Annotated in this window: 17 protein-coding genes, 3 pseudogenes and 1 riboswitch; of the genes and pseudogenes, 10 read left to right on the top strand and 10 right to left on the bottom strand. The window is 44.2% G+C overall.

The window, feature by feature from the left end; genetic code table 11:
* Window positions 1–21: 21 nt before the first annotated feature.
* A complete protein-coding gene (locus ACNFN4_RS21295) occupies window positions 22–828 on the bottom strand; it encodes an EcsC family protein (RefSeq protein ID WP_012116852.1) in 807 nt (268 codons plus the stop codon).
* Window positions 829–994: 166 nt separating this feature from the next.
* On the opposite strand from ACNFN4_RS21295, the gene ACNFN4_RS21290 reads away from it, so the two are divergent.
* The 3 genes and pseudogenes from ACNFN4_RS21290 to ACNFN4_RS21280 all read left to right on the top strand — a co-directional run.
* Window positions 995–1,360: a DMT family transporter gene (locus ACNFN4_RS21290; protein WP_017419236.1), complete on the top strand. Its 366-nt coding sequence runs from the start codon at window positions 995–997 to the stop codon at window positions 1,358–1,360.
* A complete protein-coding gene (locus tag ACNFN4_RS21285) occupies window positions 1,357–1,764 on the top strand; it encodes a DUF5360 family protein (protein WP_014720748.1) in 408 nt (135 codons plus the stop codon). Before ACNFN4_RS21290 ends, ACNFN4_RS21285 begins: the two co-directional genes overlap by 4 nt.
* A gap of 57 nt (window positions 1,765–1,821) precedes the next feature.
* Window positions 1,822–2,037 (top strand): annotated as a pseudogene (locus tag ACNFN4_RS21280) (DUF2188 domain-containing protein); the annotation flags it as partial.
* A 58-nt stretch (window positions 2,038–2,095) separates the two neighbouring features.
* Here the strand turns inward: ACNFN4_RS21280 and ACNFN4_RS21275 are convergent.
* On the bottom strand, window positions 2,096–2,449 hold the full coding sequence (locus tag ACNFN4_RS21275; RefSeq protein ID WP_007410203.1) for a hypothetical protein: 354 nt from the start codon (window positions 2,447–2,449) through the stop codon (window positions 2,096–2,098).
* Between the two features lie 655 nt (window positions 2,450–3,104).
* Here ACNFN4_RS21275 and ACNFN4_RS21270 point away from each other — a divergent pair.
* From ACNFN4_RS21270 to ACNFN4_RS21250, 5 genes are all read left to right on the top strand, one after another.
* Window positions 3,105–4,382, top strand: coding sequence for an Nramp family divalent metal transporter (locus ACNFN4_RS21270; RefSeq protein ID WP_088056325.1), 1,278 nt, complete (start codon window positions 3,105–3,107; stop codon window positions 4,380–4,382).
* Window positions 4,383–4,487: 105 nt separating this feature from the next.
* Window positions 4,488–4,754: a hypothetical protein gene (locus ACNFN4_RS21265; RefSeq protein ID WP_014416946.1), complete on the top strand. Its 267-nt coding sequence runs from the start codon at window positions 4,488–4,490 to the stop codon at window positions 4,752–4,754.
* A gap of 183 nt (window positions 4,755–4,937) precedes the next feature.
* Entirely contained in the window at window positions 4,938–5,555 is a 618-nt protein-coding gene (locus tag ACNFN4_RS21260) for a hypothetical protein (RefSeq protein WP_021495090.1), read from the top strand.
* A gap of 96 nt (window positions 5,556–5,651) precedes the next feature.
* Window positions 5,652–6,209 carry a hypothetical protein gene (locus tag ACNFN4_RS21255; RefSeq protein WP_156240259.1) on the top strand — a complete coding sequence of 186 codons (558 nt, stop codon included), beginning with the start codon at window positions 5,652–5,654 and terminating at the stop codon, window positions 6,207–6,209.
* Window positions 6,210–6,589: 380 nt separating this feature from the next.
* The gene (locus tag ACNFN4_RS21250) at window positions 6,590–6,820 is read left to right on the top strand and encodes a hypothetical protein (protein ID WP_242523510.1); all 231 of its coding nucleotides are present in this window, start codon (window positions 6,590–6,592) and stop codon (window positions 6,818–6,820) included.
* Window positions 6,821–7,214: 394 nt separating this feature from the next.
* Here the strand turns inward: ACNFN4_RS21250 and ACNFN4_RS21245 are convergent, their stop codons facing one another.
* From ACNFN4_RS21245 to ACNFN4_RS21235, 3 genes and pseudogenes are all read right to left on the bottom strand, one after another.
* The gene (locus ACNFN4_RS21245; protein ID WP_254926347.1) at window positions 7,215–7,349 is read right to left on the bottom strand and encodes a hypothetical protein; all 135 of its coding nucleotides are present in this window, start codon (window positions 7,347–7,349) and stop codon (window positions 7,215–7,217) included.
* On the bottom strand, window positions 7,349–7,579 hold the full coding sequence (locus ACNFN4_RS21240; RefSeq protein WP_224462987.1) for a hypothetical protein: 231 nt from the start codon (window positions 7,577–7,579) through the stop codon (window positions 7,349–7,351). The genes ACNFN4_RS21245 and ACNFN4_RS21240 overlap by 1 nt, the downstream gene beginning before the upstream one ends.
* A gap of 359 nt (window positions 7,580–7,938) precedes the next feature.
* A pseudogene (locus tag ACNFN4_RS21235) lies at window positions 7,939–8,395 on the bottom strand (response regulator aspartate phosphatase); the annotation flags it as partial.
* A 660-nt stretch (window positions 8,396–9,055) separates the two neighbouring features.
* On the opposite strand from ACNFN4_RS21235, the gene ACNFN4_RS21230 reads away from it, so the two are divergent.
* Both ACNFN4_RS21230 and ACNFN4_RS21225 read left to right on the top strand, forming a co-directional pair.
* A complete protein-coding gene (locus tag ACNFN4_RS21230) occupies window positions 9,056–9,505 on the top strand; it encodes a hypothetical protein (protein ID WP_025649977.1) in 450 nt (149 codons plus the stop codon).
* 63 nt (window positions 9,506–9,568) lie between these two features.
* Window positions 9,569–10,126, top strand: coding sequence for a hypothetical protein (locus ACNFN4_RS21225; RefSeq protein WP_025649978.1), 558 nt, complete (start codon window positions 9,569–9,571; stop codon window positions 10,124–10,126).
* A 35-nt stretch (window positions 10,127–10,161) separates the two neighbouring features.
* Here ACNFN4_RS21225 and ACNFN4_RS21220 read toward each other — a convergent pair.
* The 5 genes and pseudogenes from ACNFN4_RS21220 to ACNFN4_RS21200 form a co-directional block, all read right to left on the bottom strand.
* A pseudogene (locus tag ACNFN4_RS21220) lies at window positions 10,162–10,425 on the bottom strand (peptidoglycan-binding domain-containing protein); the annotation flags it as partial.
* Window positions 10,426–10,929: 504 nt separating this feature from the next.
* Window positions 10,930–12,651, bottom strand: coding sequence for a pyruvate oxidase (locus ACNFN4_RS21215; RefSeq protein ID WP_017419241.1), 1,722 nt, complete (start codon window positions 12,649–12,651; stop codon window positions 10,930–10,932).
* Window positions 12,652–12,708: 57 nt separating this feature from the next.
* Window positions 12,709–13,155 (bottom strand): NUDIX hydrolase, encoded by a 447-nt coding sequence (locus ACNFN4_RS21210; protein ID WP_109566708.1) that lies wholly within the window; start codon window positions 13,153–13,155, stop codon window positions 12,709–12,711.
* Between the two features lie 53 nt (window positions 13,156–13,208).
* Window positions 13,209–15,029 (bottom strand): APC family permease, encoded by a 1,821-nt coding sequence (locus tag ACNFN4_RS21205; RefSeq protein WP_014416941.1) that lies wholly within the window; start codon window positions 15,027–15,029, stop codon window positions 13,209–13,211.
* 156 nt (window positions 15,030–15,185) lie between these two features.
* Window positions 15,186–15,332: riboswitch (cyclic di-AMP (ydaO/yuaA leader) on the bottom strand.
* A 134-nt stretch (window positions 15,333–15,466) separates the two neighbouring features.
* Window positions 15,467–17,572, bottom strand: a complete 2,106-nt coding sequence (locus ACNFN4_RS21200; RefSeq protein ID WP_115940453.1) for a cellulose biosynthesis cyclic di-GMP-binding regulatory protein BcsB — start codon at window positions 17,570–17,572, stop codon at window positions 15,467–15,469.
* Window positions 17,573–17,574 lie beyond the last annotated feature (2 nt).

Here is a 17,574-nt window from a genome sequence, read left to right as displayed (position 1 = left end):
GTGTTTTCGGGTGGTTTTTTATTATTCTGTATCCTTCATGCGTTTTAGAATCCGGCGTTTTTTATAAAGCATGATGCCTGTTTCCGCGATGCTTTCTAAAGCTGAACGGTTGGCGGACGCGCCGAAGATGATGCCTGCGGCCGGAACCATTTGCAGCAGTTTTTTCGCGGCGAACGTATCGCGGTAGCTGTAAACGACTTCCCGCCAGCCTTGGATCTGCGAGGCGACGCGCTGATAGGCGCGGTCGTTTTGATCATATTGCCGTAAATCTTGCAGGATCGCTTTTTTTCCGATGACGTCACTGGATGCAAGCTGAAGCAATTTGACGATAAACACGCGTTCTTTTTTGTCTTTCGGATCAAAGCCGTAAGCAACCGCGATATCTTGCAGCGTCTTTAAGGACAGGCCGAGCATCGCCGGAATGTCTGCCGCCAGCGTGAATACACCGCCGACTCCCGTTGCGGCTCCCTGCACCGTCGCGGCCTTTACGCTTGTACGCGCTATGGCTTCTGCGATTTCGTCCATGACGGCAAGCGGCGCATTGCGGATGTCGTGAAGCGTTTGACATGTACCGTGCGGCAGCCGTTTTTGAAACTTTTTCATGATGCGCTTTTCTGATGTAAGGTACTGTCCGCCTGACTGAATAAACGTTCCCGTTTCATCGAGAATGAGTCCGATTTTCCTCTGAATAAATTGCGGTGTCAGCTTGTCCAAAAGCTGAAACGGCAAGCGGGTGAATGTTTGCCAGAACATCACCCTCTGCTGCGCCTTTTCCCATTTTTGAATGTCTCTCAGTTGTCTTTCCAGGTCTGTCCGCTCTTCTGTCACCCGTCCTGCACGTCCTTTCTGATTTCTTTGTTCATAGTATACCTTTATGGCGTTTTCTTTTTACACCCGGCCGGATTTTTTATCCGGAAAACATTTCATTGTTTAATTTCCTTCAAATTCTATATATTGTATAATTCTGAATAATACGATTGAAGGAGAATGTTGAATGCAATGGATTTATTTAAGTTTAGCGATCATTTTTGAAGTATTGGGTACGGTCAGCATGAAATTATCAAATGGATTTACAAAACTTGTCCCAAGTATTTTATTATTATTGTTTTATATCGGCAGCCTTTGTTTTCTTACTTTGACTTTGAAATATATAAGTGTCTCCATCGCGTATGCGGTCTGGTCGGGAATGGGGATCGTGCTGATTTCCATGATCGGAATTTTTTTCTTTCATGAACAGTTCTCTGTCATAAAAGCTGTCTCTGTTCTTCTGATCATCATCGGTGTCGTTTCCTTAAACTTTATTTCTGAAAGTGAAACGTCATCAAACGGCATCAGCGTTCATACGGACAGAAACAGATGATGAAAGGGTTAAAGGTTCTCTTCCTCATTACAGATATTGGATTTATCGTTTATTGGATTGTTACTTTTTTTGAGTGGATTCCAAAAAACATGGTGTTTAAAGATTATGATAACGCCATGATCATGGCCTGGAACTGGTCATTCTTTCCCTTAGATATTTTCATTTCGATAACCGGGCTGTACAGCTTGTTTCTTTATAAACGGAAACATGCGTTATGGCGCCCTTTCGCATTAATATCACTTGTGCTGACCTTTTGTTCAGGCCTGCAAGCGATTGCCTTTTGGGTATTTATCGGTGATTTTGATCTTATGTGGTGGGCATTCAATCTGTACTTGCTTCTTTATCCTTTATATTTTATTCGGAAATTGCTGGTCTCTCATAAAAATAGCTGTCATTCTTTTTGATGAGGCGGTTTTCTTTTTCTTCAGGCGGGAAACACTTTTCATAAAGGAGTGATAGACATGCCTTGGTCTATGAAGGATTATCCGCAATCATTGAAGAATCTCGAGGAACCTGTGAAGAAAAAAGCGATCGAAATCGCGAATGCGATGATAGATGAGGGTTATGAAGAAGGACGGGCCATTCCCATTGCGACAAGTCAGGCGAAAGAGTGGAAAAAAAACGCTTCTAAGGAAGAAATCGATCAGCTGATGAAACACGATGATGAAACGAAACGCGGAAATTGAATCGGAATAAAGGAAAAACCCCGCTCTCAAGAGAACGAGGTTTTTCTGATTATAAACCGTAATAATAAGATAGTGTGGTGACTGAAACGTAGCCTGTCGCTCCTGCATACGTGACTTTCAGCCATTTATTAGAATTAGTGTAGTGGCCTTGAACATATTCTCCGGTTACCCAAGAACCTGTAATTTTTTTACCGCTTGAGAATGTTGTGATCGTTGAACAGCTGACCTTAGAGCATGAGCGCATATTAGCACCGTAAATACCGACTGTACCCCCGCTGGCTAAAATGGAAACGTCCGGTTCAGCTTTAGGTTTGAAAGCTGCTGCTGATGCAGAGCCGCCAAAAGCGAATAAAGAAACAGCAAAAATCATGGCTAAAGAAATGATCGACAAACGACGTACCAAGAAAATTCCCCCTCTTTTATCATATGGCTGGAAAGCTTTCCTGACGTTATTATACTTTTTTGCCCGGGAGACTGAAATAAGTCTAATGCTCCAACTTCTTTTCTTCGCAAGTGGCCATGCCGATTCTTTAATTGATAGATAACAGCGGTTTATTGGACTGGAATCACTGATATATCGTTGATTCAAACGTTTATTCAGAGCGGCCGGAGTTTTTCCGGAGGTCATTTGAATGGTACAGAAAGGTTTTATCTTCCAATGGAAAGAAACATTATTATTCTATTTACCCGGGAAAACGGAGGAAATACAGCGTCTTTTTCTCAAATCAGTTGGGCGGACAGAAAGTTGTGAAGTTATATGGGCAAGTGTCCTCTTTTCACCTTTTTAAAAGAACGCTCCACGCATCCGCGCATGATCGGACGCGGAAACACGCTTTGCGAACGGCATCGCTTCTTTCCCGGAACGATGCCGTTTTCATTTTCGGACCTTTCTTCGGCGGGATACATATCATAGATAAAACAGGGCATCAATGTACCGGTTTATTGAACATAAAGAACTTGACATCTCATAATAGCGGATTTATGATGTAGATAAAATAATTTGCATCTAGGAAACTTTTTGTTATTTAGCTAAAAATCTATCGGAATTTAGGTGAGACATAATGAGCAAAGACATCTCAGCACAATCACTGCAATCAAAAGCCGTGCAGGATGCACTTGACGGCAAAAGCAAGGGATTCAAGCGGCTTCTGCCTTTTTTAGGCCCCGCCTTTATCGCGGCGATTGCCTACATTGATCCGGGAAACTTCGCTACGAATATCTCAGCTGGTTCGAAATATGGGTATATGCTGCTGTGGGTCATCCTCTTTTCAAACTTGATGGCTTTTTTAATTCAAGTTCTTTCCGCGAAGCTCGGCATTGCCACGGGTAAAAACCTTCCGGAAATCGCCAGAGACCGGTACCCGAAATGGGTATCCGCCGGGCTGTGGATACAGGGTGAACTGGTAATTATGGCAACTGATCTGGCAGAATTTATCGGGGCGGCGCTCGGGCTCAACCTGCTGTTCGGCATACCGATGGTTGAAGCGGCCATTATCGCGGCGATCGGATCATTCGCGATTTTAGAGCTGCAGCGCAGGGGTTACCGGGCGCTGGAAGCGGGCATCGCCGGACTTCTGTTTGTCGTGGTGATCGCCTTCGCTCTGCAAACCTTCTTTGCCAAACCTGACGCCGCCTCCGTTCTCGAAGGGCTGTTTATCCCGAAAATTGACGGAATGGACAGTGTGCTCCTGGCAACCGGGATACTCGGCGCAACCGTGATGCCGCATGCCATTTACTTACATTCCGCACTGACACAGCGCCGTGTCGTCGGAAAAACGGATAGTGAGCGGAAAAAGATTTTTAGATTCGAGACGATTGACATTCTCATCGCGATGGTGATCGCCGGGGCGATTAACGCAAGCATGCTCATCGTCGCTGCTGCGCTTTTCTTCAAGAACGGGCTGTATGTAGAAGATTTAGACGTGGCTTATCAGCAATTCGGCCACTATATCGGACCGGCTTCAGCCATTCTCTTCGGGATCGGGCTGCTGGCCGCAGGGCTTTCAAGCTCTTCTGTCGGCACATTGTCAGGCGATATTATCATGCAGGGCTTCATCCGTTACCGTATCCCGCTTTATTTGCGGCGTTTCATTACCATCATTCCGCCGATGATCATCATTATCTCGGGGGTCAACGCCACAGAAGCGCTCGTATGGAGCCAGGTCGTTCTTTCATTCGGCATCGCCTTTGCGCTCGTGCCGCTGATTATGTTTACAAGCAACAAACGCCTGATGGGCGCCCTGACGAACCGAAAATGGGTGACGGCTCTCGCCTGGCTGATTGCGGTTTTGGTGATCGCGCTTAATCTGTTTGTGATCTACGATTCATTCCGTTAGAAAAAAACCGGCCATAGCGGCCGGTTTTTCTTTTGGCGCCGGGTGCCGTTCGTATCTTTTTCCGGGCGTTTTTGGTATGATAGAAGAAAAATCGGAGTTTTGCTTATGTCAGTATTTATCCTTTTTTATCTGTGGATTGTGCCGATTGTCATCGGCATCTTCTGTTCTCTTTTTGCTTATCGGACAACGGGTAAGAAACGTCTGATTCCCGGCTTTTTGATGATCGCATTAAGCATCGTTTCCTTAATCACGGGGCTCTGGATCGGCGGGGTGAACTATCATGTGTTCATCGGGGGCATGTTTTTATTCGGTACGTTATTGGCCGGCTCCGCCTTCCCGTTTTTCTTCGCTCTTTCACGCAAACGAAAATAAACAGGCATGCCGCCTGTTTATTTTTATTCATTAACCCTGAATTATAAACCGCTCCGATAATGTGATTCCGCCTCAATCAGCCTGTACATGTGTTATATAGGCTTCAGCACATGTCCCATCGTCGAAACTGCAGCCAAAATGAATCCTGCTAAAGAAGATTTTGAATTATAAGAAAAATACTGTATGAAAATCCTATTTACCCCAAAAATACCTATTGATAGAATGGTATCTGAGAGGGGAAAATGTTCAAAGCGGATAATAAAGGTCCCGCCTAAATACATAGTCTTTCATTTCTCTCTACACTACATTTCTAAAGGAGGATTTCCCATTAGACACGCAGCTAAAGGCATTCTGTTTGCCGCATCTTTAGCCCTTGTAACTACTACTTTTGTCCCCGCATCCTTAGCTAAAGAAAATCATAATAATACTGCCAATGCCACTGGAACGACCAAATCATTTTTTTATCAGACTGATACGCAATTTTCCTACGGACTTAAAGCACAAAGCGATGCATCTGTGTCAAAACCAGTCAAAGATGTAATCAGAGAAGTGCTGAAAAATAAAACAAAATTATTCAATCTTGTTGAAAAATTAGCAGGAAAGAAAATAAGAAATGAACTTGAATCCGTTTTCAATCAACACATAGAACCGGTTTTAAAGAAAATGCTGAACGAGTATGTCGCCTTAAGCTGGACTGACGTGGAAAAGAATCTTTATCTTTCACTTAAAAAGTCCGGACTTTCTGACAGCCAGGCTAAAAACCTCGCTCATTTGACAACTTTAGCAATGAAAGCATTTTAAAATCATTCATAAATGATCATCAGGAAAATACGTATGAAGTAAATGCAAAGTGCTGTTAGATTCACTCTAATAGCACTTTTTCATTGGAGATGTCACATGACTGTCTTTTTTACTGTTTTGCTCACTTTCTTATGCTGCCTTGTGATTTCATCTCTTATTTTTATGATTCTATTAAAAAAAGAGATCGTGGATACACCGCCAAACCGCTTAGCTCATGCAGCATTCATCATACTTATTGGATTCGCCCTGTTCTTCGCTATAACTGTACCTAGCCTAGTTATTTATTTTGTAGCTATAACTGTAAATCATTTTTTCGGAGAGTATATCATCTATGGTTCACTTTCAGACTTATACATATTTTCTGTCGTCGTCAGTATTTTAGCTTTAGTTTATATGCTTATCCTTACGGCAATTGTAAAAGGAATGACTCATGTTTTGACATTGCCTGCTTGGTCAGCCTATATCCTTGAATTCATTTTTGCATGGGCTGCTGTTTACTTCTCAATTCAATACGTTTCCAATCATATCATTGAGAACATATCTATATTTCAAGGTGGAGAAGTGCTTCTTTCATTCTTCATCACTTTCTTATTTTCGGGATTGGATATCCTTTTCACTAATTTGGATAAGATCACAAAAGAGAAATTAGGCTAAGGGGGTAACAAATATGAGGATCATGACATATATATCTTATTTTTCTATTTCTTTAGTTTTGCAGGTGGTATGGCTGCTATTAATAAAAGATACTCCTAATATATTTCTGATAGATATGATTACGGTGTCCTTCTTATTCACCCTCTTTATGTTCATCTTAGATCAAATTTTCAAAAAAAAGCGGACAACTTAGGGACTGTTTTTTAATAATCCTCGGGCTTCTCTTTCGTTTTGAAATGATTCCGGATCTGGGGATGTTGCGGAGAACCGTTCATTAATGAATAACACCAGCCTCTGTAAAATACTTCTCCTTTTATATAACATCCTGACTTTTCCGTCATATATTCAAACGAAAAAACTGCAAAAGGGAGTAATGAAACATGATATTGTTTATTGGCAAGTTCATGTTGCTCTTTTTATTCTGTTCGCTGGCATATTATTTGTTTAAAATTGTTTATTACAATATAGGGAAGAACATTGCGCTTAAAACCCCGAAAGGGACAAAGACAAACCGGACGGCACTTGTGTTTATCAAAAATGGAACTACACTGAATGATGGAGATTACTTTATGATCGCTGTTGTGACCGCTCTCTGGCTGTTCTTGAGATGAATTGCACTGAGCACTGGTCCTTCATAAGTTTCTTGATCAGCTATCGCCCGCCAGCTGTGGTTTTTCACAATCTCCGTTTCCGTTTAGGGCGGCTATATGCAAGCCAAGTCGCTCAACAAACAAAAAAAATAAACAGGCATGCAGGCTGTTTATCAAGGTCGAAATCTTCTCGATAGCTCCTTTGTTTTTCCTTGAATGATTGAAGAAAGGCTTAAAAATGGACGGCGTCTTTCTCATGCATGCATAGTTCAAGAAAACACTTCACAGCAAAACGGAAAGGTGAACGCAATACACTCAGCGGTTAAGAACCATATGAGGCTGCGTATGTTGATTACTGGATAAGAAAAAGAAATCCCCCAGTCTTAAAAGGTGGAGGTCAAAAATTGGAGAACACTTAAATATTTATAGCTTTTTCAGCGATGTGGAAAGTTCCAGAATCACTCATTTCAGCAGTATAAACATTTGTTACACTTAATAATCCAGTAAAAAGAATACCGATTAAAGCGGAGCTGATTATAACCTTCTTCATTATATAGCCTCCGTAACCTTAAGTATTTGTGTTTGGGCATGTATGGTTTTCTTTAAAAAGTTTCTTCCCTCTGCATAGTTTCTCTTCTCAAAATGAAAGTCACCTAATTGTTCAGTTAGCTCTGCGAAATCAGACCAAAGGCGTTTCTCTTCTAAGTAGCCTAAGCTTTGTTTCACTGCTGTTTCATTATATTCTTCGTATAATGAATTAATGATTTTTAATTTCGCCAAATATTCTTCTTCATTAGAAGTCCGAGCACGATTTAAAGCCGTTTGTATCAATATGTTCTTTCACGTCTATTGCCTTTTTGAAATTCTCTTCAGCAGCAATCAAATTTTCCCCTCTTAAATAAACTAAGCCTAAGTTATGAAAGATCACCCGATAATCCTTTTCACTTTTTCCTCTTCCAACCCACGGGCGATACTTAATGCTTCCCGATAATATGATTCTGCTTCCGTCAGCCTGTACATATCGTACATGTTAGCACCGACCATCATATTACAGCCAATCACTTTCACTTTGTATAATTGATTTTTTTCAAACAATTGCTTGGCTTTTTTCAAATGATTGAGGGAAACAAAGTGCTGATCAATTTGATAATAGGCATCAGCTATTTTGTAATGAAATTCAGCTTGCTCCATTTCATCTGATACAGCATTCAACTCTCTCTCTGCTTTGCGATAATAGCTTATCGCATCAACATACTCTTTATGATCAAATTCATACATTCCACGAAAAAATAATGAGTAATACTTCAAGAGGCCTGTAAGTCTTTTTTGCGGCTTTTCTATTTTTTCAAGCAGTTCGTCGACTGTGGGGCGATCTCGATATCTGTCTTCCGGCTCCAAGGAATCTAACATCAATTGGTGACGAAAGCACATCAATGAATAAAAAACAAGCAAATCCTGATCCTCTTCCATCCCCTCTATTTCCTGTTCGACCTCAGCCTTTAAAATCTCAGCATCAGGCACACTGAACTGGCGAATCATTTTGTACCATTCATTGATCTTGACACCAACTTGGGACGACGGCAAAACTTGATCCATATATACCTCTCCCTCTAATCACTATTTTTGTAATATTATAACTATTTGAACATAAAGTGAAAACGAAAAAAAACCGCAATTTACTTTTGCGTCATACTCACCTGATTAACTTGTTTTTAAGACACAGGGAAATTATACCTCAACATAAAAATACTGTATAAAAATACTATTTACCCAAAAAAATACCTATTGATAGAATGGTTTCTGAAGGAGGTGGAAAAATATTCAAAGCGAATAATATAGGACTATCCTAAATACATAGTCTTTCATTTCGCTGGCAGATTACATTCCTAAAGGAGGATTTTTCATTAAACACGTAGCTAACGGTATTCTATTCGCCACATCTTTAGCCCTTGTAACTGCTTCTTTTGTCCCCACATCCTGAGCTGAAGAAAACCGAGATATCACTACTAATGCCACTGGAATTACCAAACCAATTTTTTATAATAATTGATAAGCCGTTTTCCTTTTAGCTTAAACTGGTTTTAAAGAAGCTATTAAACGAATATGTTGCCTTGAGTTGTATTGACGTGGAGAGAATCTTTATCTTTCACTTAAAAAGTCTGGACTTTCTGACAAGGCTAAAAGCCTCGCTCATTGGACAACGTTAGCGATGAAACATTTTATTGTTATTCATAAATTATTAGGAGGAAAATATATATGAAGAAGAAAGTAATCCCTGTAGTTTTAAGCGCAACTCTACTTACATCATTCTTGGGTACTTCAGGTGCTTTAGCAGCTGAAAACAGAACCACAACTCCTGTACCGGTAACGAAAACTGCACCAGGTACTATTCCAACTGGAATGCCTGGCACTATTCCAACCAAAGCGGCTCTCAATGGTGACTACCAAACCCAAGGTGTAGTTTCGTGGTCCTATAAGGCTTTCAGAGCTGCCTGCCGTTCAGGTGGATGGCTTTTATCAAAAGCCTTAAAGCCATTCTCCCCTAAAGCTGCGGCATGGATTAGAAAAAACTCTAAGAAGGTTGCCGACATTATGGATAAAGGTGAAAATTGGGGTGTAAAACAATTTACAAAAGCTTTTAAAGCTATCGGAGCTCCTACAGATGTAGCTACCACTTTAGCTAAATTCATTGTTGCTTTGATTTAACATATTTAAAATTTAAAGTGCTGTTAGATTCACTCTAATAGCACTTTTTCATTGGAGGTTAACATGGCTATCTTTATTACCGTATTGCTCACCATACTATGCTGTCTTGTTATTTCATCTCTTATTTTTATGATTCTATTAAAAAAGGAGATTGTGGATACACCACCCAACCACTTAGCTCATGTAGCATTCATAGGGCTTATTGGATTCTCCCTGTTCTTCGCTATAACTGTACCTAGCCTAGTTATTTATTTTGTAGCTATAACTGTAAATCATTTTTTCGGAGAGTATATCATCTATGGTTCACTTTCAGACTTATACATATTTTCTGTTGTCGTAAGTATTTTAGCTTTAATTTATATGCTAATCCTTATGGCAATTGTAAAAGGAATTACTCATATTTTTAAATTACCTGCTTGGTTAGCCTATATACTTGAATTCATTTTTGCATGGGCTGCTGTTTACTTCTCAATTAAATATGTTTCCAGTAATTTCATTGAAAACATATCTATATTTCAAGGTGGAGAAATTCTTCTTTCATTCTTCATAACTTTCTTATTTTCGGGCCTGGATATACTTTTTACTAATTTGGATAAGATCTCAAAAGAGAAATTAGGCTAATAAAAAGAAAAGCAGGCAATTTAGAGCCTGCTTTTTTATTCCCTTTTTAACATTTCTCCAAGCCTTGCTTTCGTTTTCGGCCCGTAAATGCCGTCAGCAGGCAGTCCATACATGGACTGGAATCGTTTGACCGCGTTTGCTGTTTTCGAACCGTAATAGCCATCTATTCCGTTGTTCTTTGCCCCTTTGTCCGGATAATAATAGAGAGCTGCCAAAGCTGTCTGGATCTGTTTCACGGCCGTTCCCTTAGTTAAGGGGCTTGTCACTTTAAAAACGCCCGATGGCAGCGTGTAAGATGATTTTTTTCCTTTTGTTGGAGAGCTGGCCGAGTCCGTCAGCTTTAATACTTGGCCGACTTTGATAAAATTCGGGTCCTTGATACTGTTCAATCTCTGGATGGTGGCCATGTTTACGGCAGTTTTCTGTGCAATTACAGGGAGGACATCTCCCTTCTTGACGGTGTACGTCGCCACGCCAGTCTTTGTTCCTGTTTTTGCTGATAAGGGCTGTGCGATGCTAATGTGCGAACCACGTTTGTTATGAACTGTCCTGGCCCTCCAAAAGCTTTTTTATCAGCCATCGCTTGCTAGCTGCAGATTTTACGATTTTCTTTACCGTTTCCGCAGATTTTAATACGATATACTTTCGGTTACGGTTCCCGTCCTCTAAGCTTCCAAGCGGGTTCAAACTGCTGACCACTTCCTTACCATGGAAGGGGTCAGTAAAGAAATAATCATCAATAAGAAAGCCTAAAAAAATAAACAGGCATGCTGCCTGTTTATTTTTTTATAACCGCCGGCTTCTTAAAACAGCCGTTTTAAGCTTTTCTTGAGTGACGGCATTTCGATTTTTTGGTTTTCAAAGAAGTTTTTCAGCATGTATTTGCTGAAGCCCTTCGCTTGGCCGTAAGTGATTTTTCCCGGAAGCGGCGGCTCGTCGCCGATGACGGCGTCGATGACGACCGGCTCATTTGAGTTGAGCGCTTCATGAAAAGCGGGAGCCAATTCCTCGTGTTTCGTCACTTTGATGCCTTTTGCTCCGCAGCTTTCTGCAAAGGCGGCGTAATCCATATTTTGCAGCTGGGTGACGTAGTCAATGTTGCCTTTGACCCGCTGTTCATATTCAATCATGCCTAAATTTTCGTTGTTTAAAACGACAACCGTAATCGGCAGTTTGTATTTAACAGCCGTCGGCAGATCCTGCATCACCATTGAAAATCCGCCGTCTCCGCAAATGGCGATGGACTGCCGCTCAGGTTCAGCAAGGCTTGCGGCAATCGCTCCCGGAAGCCCGCATCCCATCGTGGCGAGCCAGCTTGAGACGATAAAGTCCTGCTTCTTCATCTTAAAATGGCGGGCCATCCACACCGTAACCGTTCCGACATCCACTGACAGGACGGCGTTCTCTGCGGCCGCATCCTGAAGCCGGGCAATGACCTGCTGCGGCTTGAGCGGATGAGTCGCTTCGGTTTCATCCTTTTCGATTTCCTTCCACCAATGCTTCATGTGCTCGGTGCAGGCGTCCAAAAATCTTCTGTCTTCTTTATATTCAATGTATTCCGTCAGCTCTTTCAGCCCCAGAGCCGCATCACTGACGATTCCCGCATTGACGGGATAGCGCTTGCCGATTTTCGCCGGATCCGAATCAAGCTGAATGGCAGGCGTATCATCCGGGAGATAATCCCTGTATGGGAACGATGTGCCGAGCATGATCAGCAGATCGCATTCCTCCATTGCTTCGTAGGCGGGCTTTGTGCCGATTTGCCCGAGATTCCCGAGAAAGTGGGGATGGCTGTCAGGCACGACACCTTTTGCCGGAAGGGTAATCACAATCGGAGCGGCCGCTTTATCAGCGAATGCGAGCAGCTCCTCTTTTGCCGATTTTAACCCTTGGCCGGCGAGAATGACCGGTTTTTTTGCGTTGTTAATATATTGCGCGCATGTCACGAGATGTTCTTTTTTCGGCTCTATATCAGCTTTGAGGTATATCGGCGATGTGTAAACCGGCTCCCGTTTGATTTTTTGCGCGAATAAATCATCAGAAACGGTTAAAACGGCAACGCCTTTTTTGCTGTAAGCCGTGCGGATCGCCTGATTCAGAAGATCGGGCAGCGCTTCTGCCGTATGTACTTGCTGGTTGAACACCGCCACGTCCTCAAACATTTGCTCTAATTTGATTTCCTGAAAGCTGTCACGGCCGATTTCATCTGAGGCAACCTGTCCCGCAATCGCCAGCACCGGAACACCGTCCGCTTTGGCGTCGTATAAACCGTTCAGCAGATGAACGGCCCCCGGTCCTGCGATTGAAAGGCAGACACCGATCTGCCCGGTCAGTTTTGCCTCAGCCGCGGCAGCCAGGGCTGCGACTTCTTCGTGCCGGGTTTGGATGAATGTCAGGTTATTTCGTTCATGTCTCAGTTCTTCGATAAATTCATTAATGCTGTCTCCGGGAATGCCGTATATATGACCGACTCCCCATTGTTCAAGCAGCTCCGTCATTACGTGTCCTGCTGTTTTACTTGGCATACTGCATCCTCCTTTTACCTGTATTCATCCCCTTTTTCATACGGGTTGAAACACGGGCTATACTCCCAGCTTTTTTCTCAGCAGATCAAGGATGGATAACAGATTTCGGTCTTTAAGGACTGCCTTACGATTTGCCGCCCCATTGAGTCCGTCTTTTATTTGCCGTTTTCTGTTCGGCACCATGAACAGCGGCAGCCGGTTTGGGGAAAACCAGCGTAATGCGGCGGTTTCCGGCCCGTTCATCAGCGGTGTTCCTCCGGTAATGGCTCCGATGAAGACATGTTGTGTATCTTCAAATGCCGGCCTTTCATACTCACCGGCTTTTTTTATGATGGTCACGTTATAACCGGTTTCTTCGAAGGCCTCTCTTACGGCTGCGGATTCAGGTGTTTCACCTTCTGCGATCCTGCCCCCGGGCAAATCCCATAAGGGAATGTCTTTTCGTTTTACGAGCAATATGTCCCGCCCGTCATTTTGAATGATGACAAAAGCGCCTTGAGCCATGGCGTCCTCCTTTACAAAAAAGACCGCGGCATTAAAGCCTGCGGTCTTTGCCGTTACTTTTTAAAATGATACGGCAGGGTGGCGACGATTATGTCCTTCTTCCAAAACAGCCGGACTCGGAGTAAAAAGGCTGATTGGTTGTGAAGGATGGTCTGCCAGCGTTTTTTCGTAATGAATTGCGGAAACAGCACCATCACGGAGAACTGTTCTTTTTTCGCTTTTTGTTCGACCGTTTCTAAAAACTTATCAAACGGGTGAACCAAACTGCGGTATGAGGAATGCAGGGTGACGAGGCGGACGCCGTTATGAAGCTCTTCCCAGCGCTTTTCCACCTTTTTTTCGTTTTCTTTGTCAAAGGAAACATGAACCGCAATGACCTGATCCGATAATGATTTCGCATACTGAATCGATTTTTGGACGACGGTGGTGACACCAGCGACAGGCACGATGACGACGGTTCCCCTGATTTCCTCAGGCTGCTGATCAACGACCCGCAGCTGTTCGCCGACCGCGGTGTAGTGATTTTTAATGACGAAAAACAGCATGACGACAGCAGGCATGAATAACAGCACCGGCCAGACAAGATTGAACTTCGTCGCGAATAAAATACACAGCACCATAAATGAAATGGCGGCGCCGCATGAGTTGATCAGCATTTTTACCGCCCAGCCCTTCGGCTTCTGCCTGATCCACTTGATGCACATTCCCGTCTGCGACAGCGTAAACGGAATGAACACGCCGACGGCATAAAGCGGAATTAAATGTTCCGTGCGGCCGCCGAATAAAAGAATGAGCAAGATGGACGCGATACCGAGAAAGATGATTCCGTTTGAAAATCCTAATCGGTCGCCTCGTACCGTAAACATTCTCGGCATATACTGATCGCGCGCTAAATTAAACGCCAGCTGCGGAAAAGCGGAAAAGCCCGTATTCGCCGCAAGCACGAGAATCAAGGATGTAACGCCTTGAATGAAATAATACACCGTATGCCGTCCGAAAGTTTCCGCGGCGATTTGCGAAATAACGGTTTCGTCATGCTTCGGTCCCGTGCCGTATCCGTACGCCAGCACCGTAATCCCCGTAAATAAGATCGCCAGCAGAATCCCCATCATGGCCAAAGTGCGGGCCGCGTTTTTTGCCGGAGGATTTTTAAAGGCCGGGATCGCGTTTGAAATGGCTTCCACACCGGTCAGTGCCGAACAGCCGGATGAAAAGGCCTTCAGCAGCAAAAACAGCGTGATGCCCGCCACGGGTGTGCCGATCGGCGTGTGTTCGGCCGGATGAACCTGGCCCGTCATGAGCTTAAACAGTCCGACGACGATCAAAAGGACAAGCGCCGCCACAAACAGATAGACGGGATACGCCAAAATGGACGCCGACTCTGACAGTCCTCTCAAATTTAAAATCATAATCAGAATTACAAGCAAAACAGCAATGAGCAAATGATACGGGTGCAGGGCCGGAAATGCCGATGTAATGGCGTCAGTTCCGGCAGAAATGCTTACCGCCACCGTCAGAATATAATCAACAAGCAATGAGCCGCCCGCAATCAGACCCGGCTTCTCACCAAGGTTTTCTTTTGAAACCATATAAGCGCCCCCGCCTTGCGGATAAGCGTAAATAATCTGTCTGTAGGACAGAATCAAAGCTAGCAGCAAAATGAGAACACCGGCTGCGATCGGAATGGAATACCAAAACGCGGCCGCGCTTACCGCAGCCAAAATGATCAGAATCTGTTCCGTTCCGTAAGCAACTGATGACAGCGCGTCTGAAGAAAGCATGGCGAGCGCCTTGAGTTTCGTGAGTTTCTGCTCTCCGGCCGCCTGTGATTTCAGCGGTTTCCCAATCAAAAATCTTTTGATTGAATGGTACATTTGTTGTTTTCCCCTTTTTTTCATTTTCCGTTTGATTTACAAACCCTTACTGCTATGATGTCTCCGAATAACGATTGCATGCCATATTTCAGCACAGCAAAAAGACACAGAGGCAAACGGATGCCCCTGCGCCATAATCGTGCACAGGTTTCATTCATCTCCTCTCATGAACGCTTACGAGGTTAGCTGTCGGATTCGGGCTGATGAGAGTTGGCCCTACCTGAAAAAGGATTCACCCCAAGCGGCATCACGCGCCGCAAATTGGTTCCCCCGCTCTGATTACAGATTAAGCGATATAGATTATAAAAGAGATCATACTCCCGTCCCGTTCAGTTGTAAAGGGGCTTTTATGCTGTTTCAAAAATAAAAAAATCACCGCCAAAAATGGAAATGAAAATACAAAAAAAGAGGCCTGTTAACGGCCTCTTTTTCCTTCATTACTCTTCGCTTTTTTCATGATCCGTTTTTCTTTTTTTCCTTCTTGCCGTCAGCCAGATCAGACCGGCCGCAATGATCATAAGCGCCGCGAAAACAGCAATATACGTAACGTTCAGTGGTGCGGAACGGCTTTTCGTATCAGCCGATGGACTGCTGTCATCGGACTTGATTTGCTGATGATTCGAAAACAGCTGCCGGCCGGCCGTTTCGTTAATGACGGTTGCGGCATCGCTTGTGCTGTCTAAAAAGCTGATCAGCTCTTTTGTGACAGACGCGCCGCTTCCTGATAACGGAGCAAAAACAGCGATGCTCCGGCCGGAGTCCCAAGGTGATTCCTGGGTAAACGCGACTTGTTTCGTTGTCTCATTCAGCATTTGAAACGAAGAAACATCGTACGCGCCGCTGCGGTCTGAGGACACGAGAAGCTTAGAAGCGTTTGATTTCAAAAGCGGAATTTGCGGCAGGCCTCCGATAAACACAACATTCCGGCCTTTGGCATCCGCTTCCTTCATGTCTGATGCCGTCTTTACGGTAAAGCCGTTTCCGAATGAATCCGCCACCAGAGAAAGCTCTTTCAGTGTCTGCATGTTTACGTCATCCGGGATGACGATCACTGTTTTCTCTTTCCCGCCGCCCGCAAACGGGAGCGGCCATTGCCCGAAATCAGCTTTCTGCGCCGCATCGCTTACCGGATACGTCAGCGTGCTGCTTTTATCAATATAGACCCATTTGTTTTCGTCACGGTCGATACACGGATTGTTATGTTTCAAGCCTGATGTGACAAATTGCAGATCAATGTACCTGCTGCTTCGCAAAAGCTTCGGATCAATCGGGATTGAGACGTGGTAAAAGCCGTCTTTATCTTTATTGCCGAGATCATCAAGACGCACCGCATTCGGCTGTCCGTTGACCATGACGTTCAGCTCCGCTCTCTCGGCGTCATTTGCTGAATCCGCCTTCGTCCGGATCGATTCCGACGTTTTTAATGTAAGTGAAAGCTTGACCTTACCGTCTTTATCAACAGCGGCCGCCGCAGGGTAAAAGAAGTGCTCTGACGCCGTTTTGTTTGATCCGATCGTTACATTTCCCGCGCCGAAGTCCTCTAATGTCAGTTTATTGCCTGTCTTTTCCGCAGCGGGCTGAAGGCGGCCGATTGTCAAAGTATCTCCGCCCAGCTGAGCTGAATAAGCGCTGTCTGTGATGACGCGGATTTTATCCGCCAGCGTTTTGTCTGATTGCGCCGTGACAAACAGGACGGGCTGCCGTTTGTCCCCTGATGTCAGAACCCGTTCAGCGAGAAGAAGTTTGTTGTCTTCCGCTTTGATGTTCCCCTGTTCGAAAAGTTCTTTTATTTTCCCGTTCCAATGCTGATCAGCGCCGATGACAATTGACGGATTGCTGATTTTGCCGGCGTCGGATTCTTTTACATAGGATACCTTCAGCCTGCTGTCTGCCGTTTTCAGAAATGCTTCTGTTTTGACTGCGGCTTCAGCTTCCGCCGAGGTCGGTTTGTCAGGAAGAATAATATCGGTTTCTTCACCCGTATTGCCTGATTGGGCAAACGGATACGGGAAATGGCCGAGATCCGCTCCCTTTGACTTGCTTGCTTCTGAAAGTACAAGGCGGCTGTCCGGATAAATTTTTATCCAGTTGCCTGACGTATCCTGCCTGACGCAGACGCCCTCTTTTAATACGCCGTAAAATCGTAATGATACATTGTGATAGCCTTGGGCGGATTGGCTTTTGCTGAGATTGAGCTTCACCGTTTTCCGCTTGGAACTGCCGTCAAGCTTTATAGATTTGACGGGTTCATCATCAATGGCGATGGTTAAAGAAGACGGGGCAATTAATAAGTTTGACGCCTCGTAATCAATCAGAAGCGACTGATCGGCATTCGAAGCTCCCGCAGGAATCTGATAGGTCAGCTCTGCGCTGTCTTTCGCCCCGTACAGTGTCATCAGATCGCCAGTCAGCGCCTGCTGCTCTTTTGCGCCGGCGCTTGTTCCGAGGGCGGAACCGTCCGTTTTCAGTTCCCGGGCCGCGGCCGCCTGCCCGTTATACATCAATAGCAAAAGGCCGGTTATCAATATGATCGCTTTTTTCAAAA

It is taken from the genome of Bacillus sp. N1(2025), assembly GCF_053470005.1.
The sequence above is the reverse complement of the archived record's forward strand: the minus strand, read 5'-3'. Positions and strand labels throughout refer to the sequence as shown.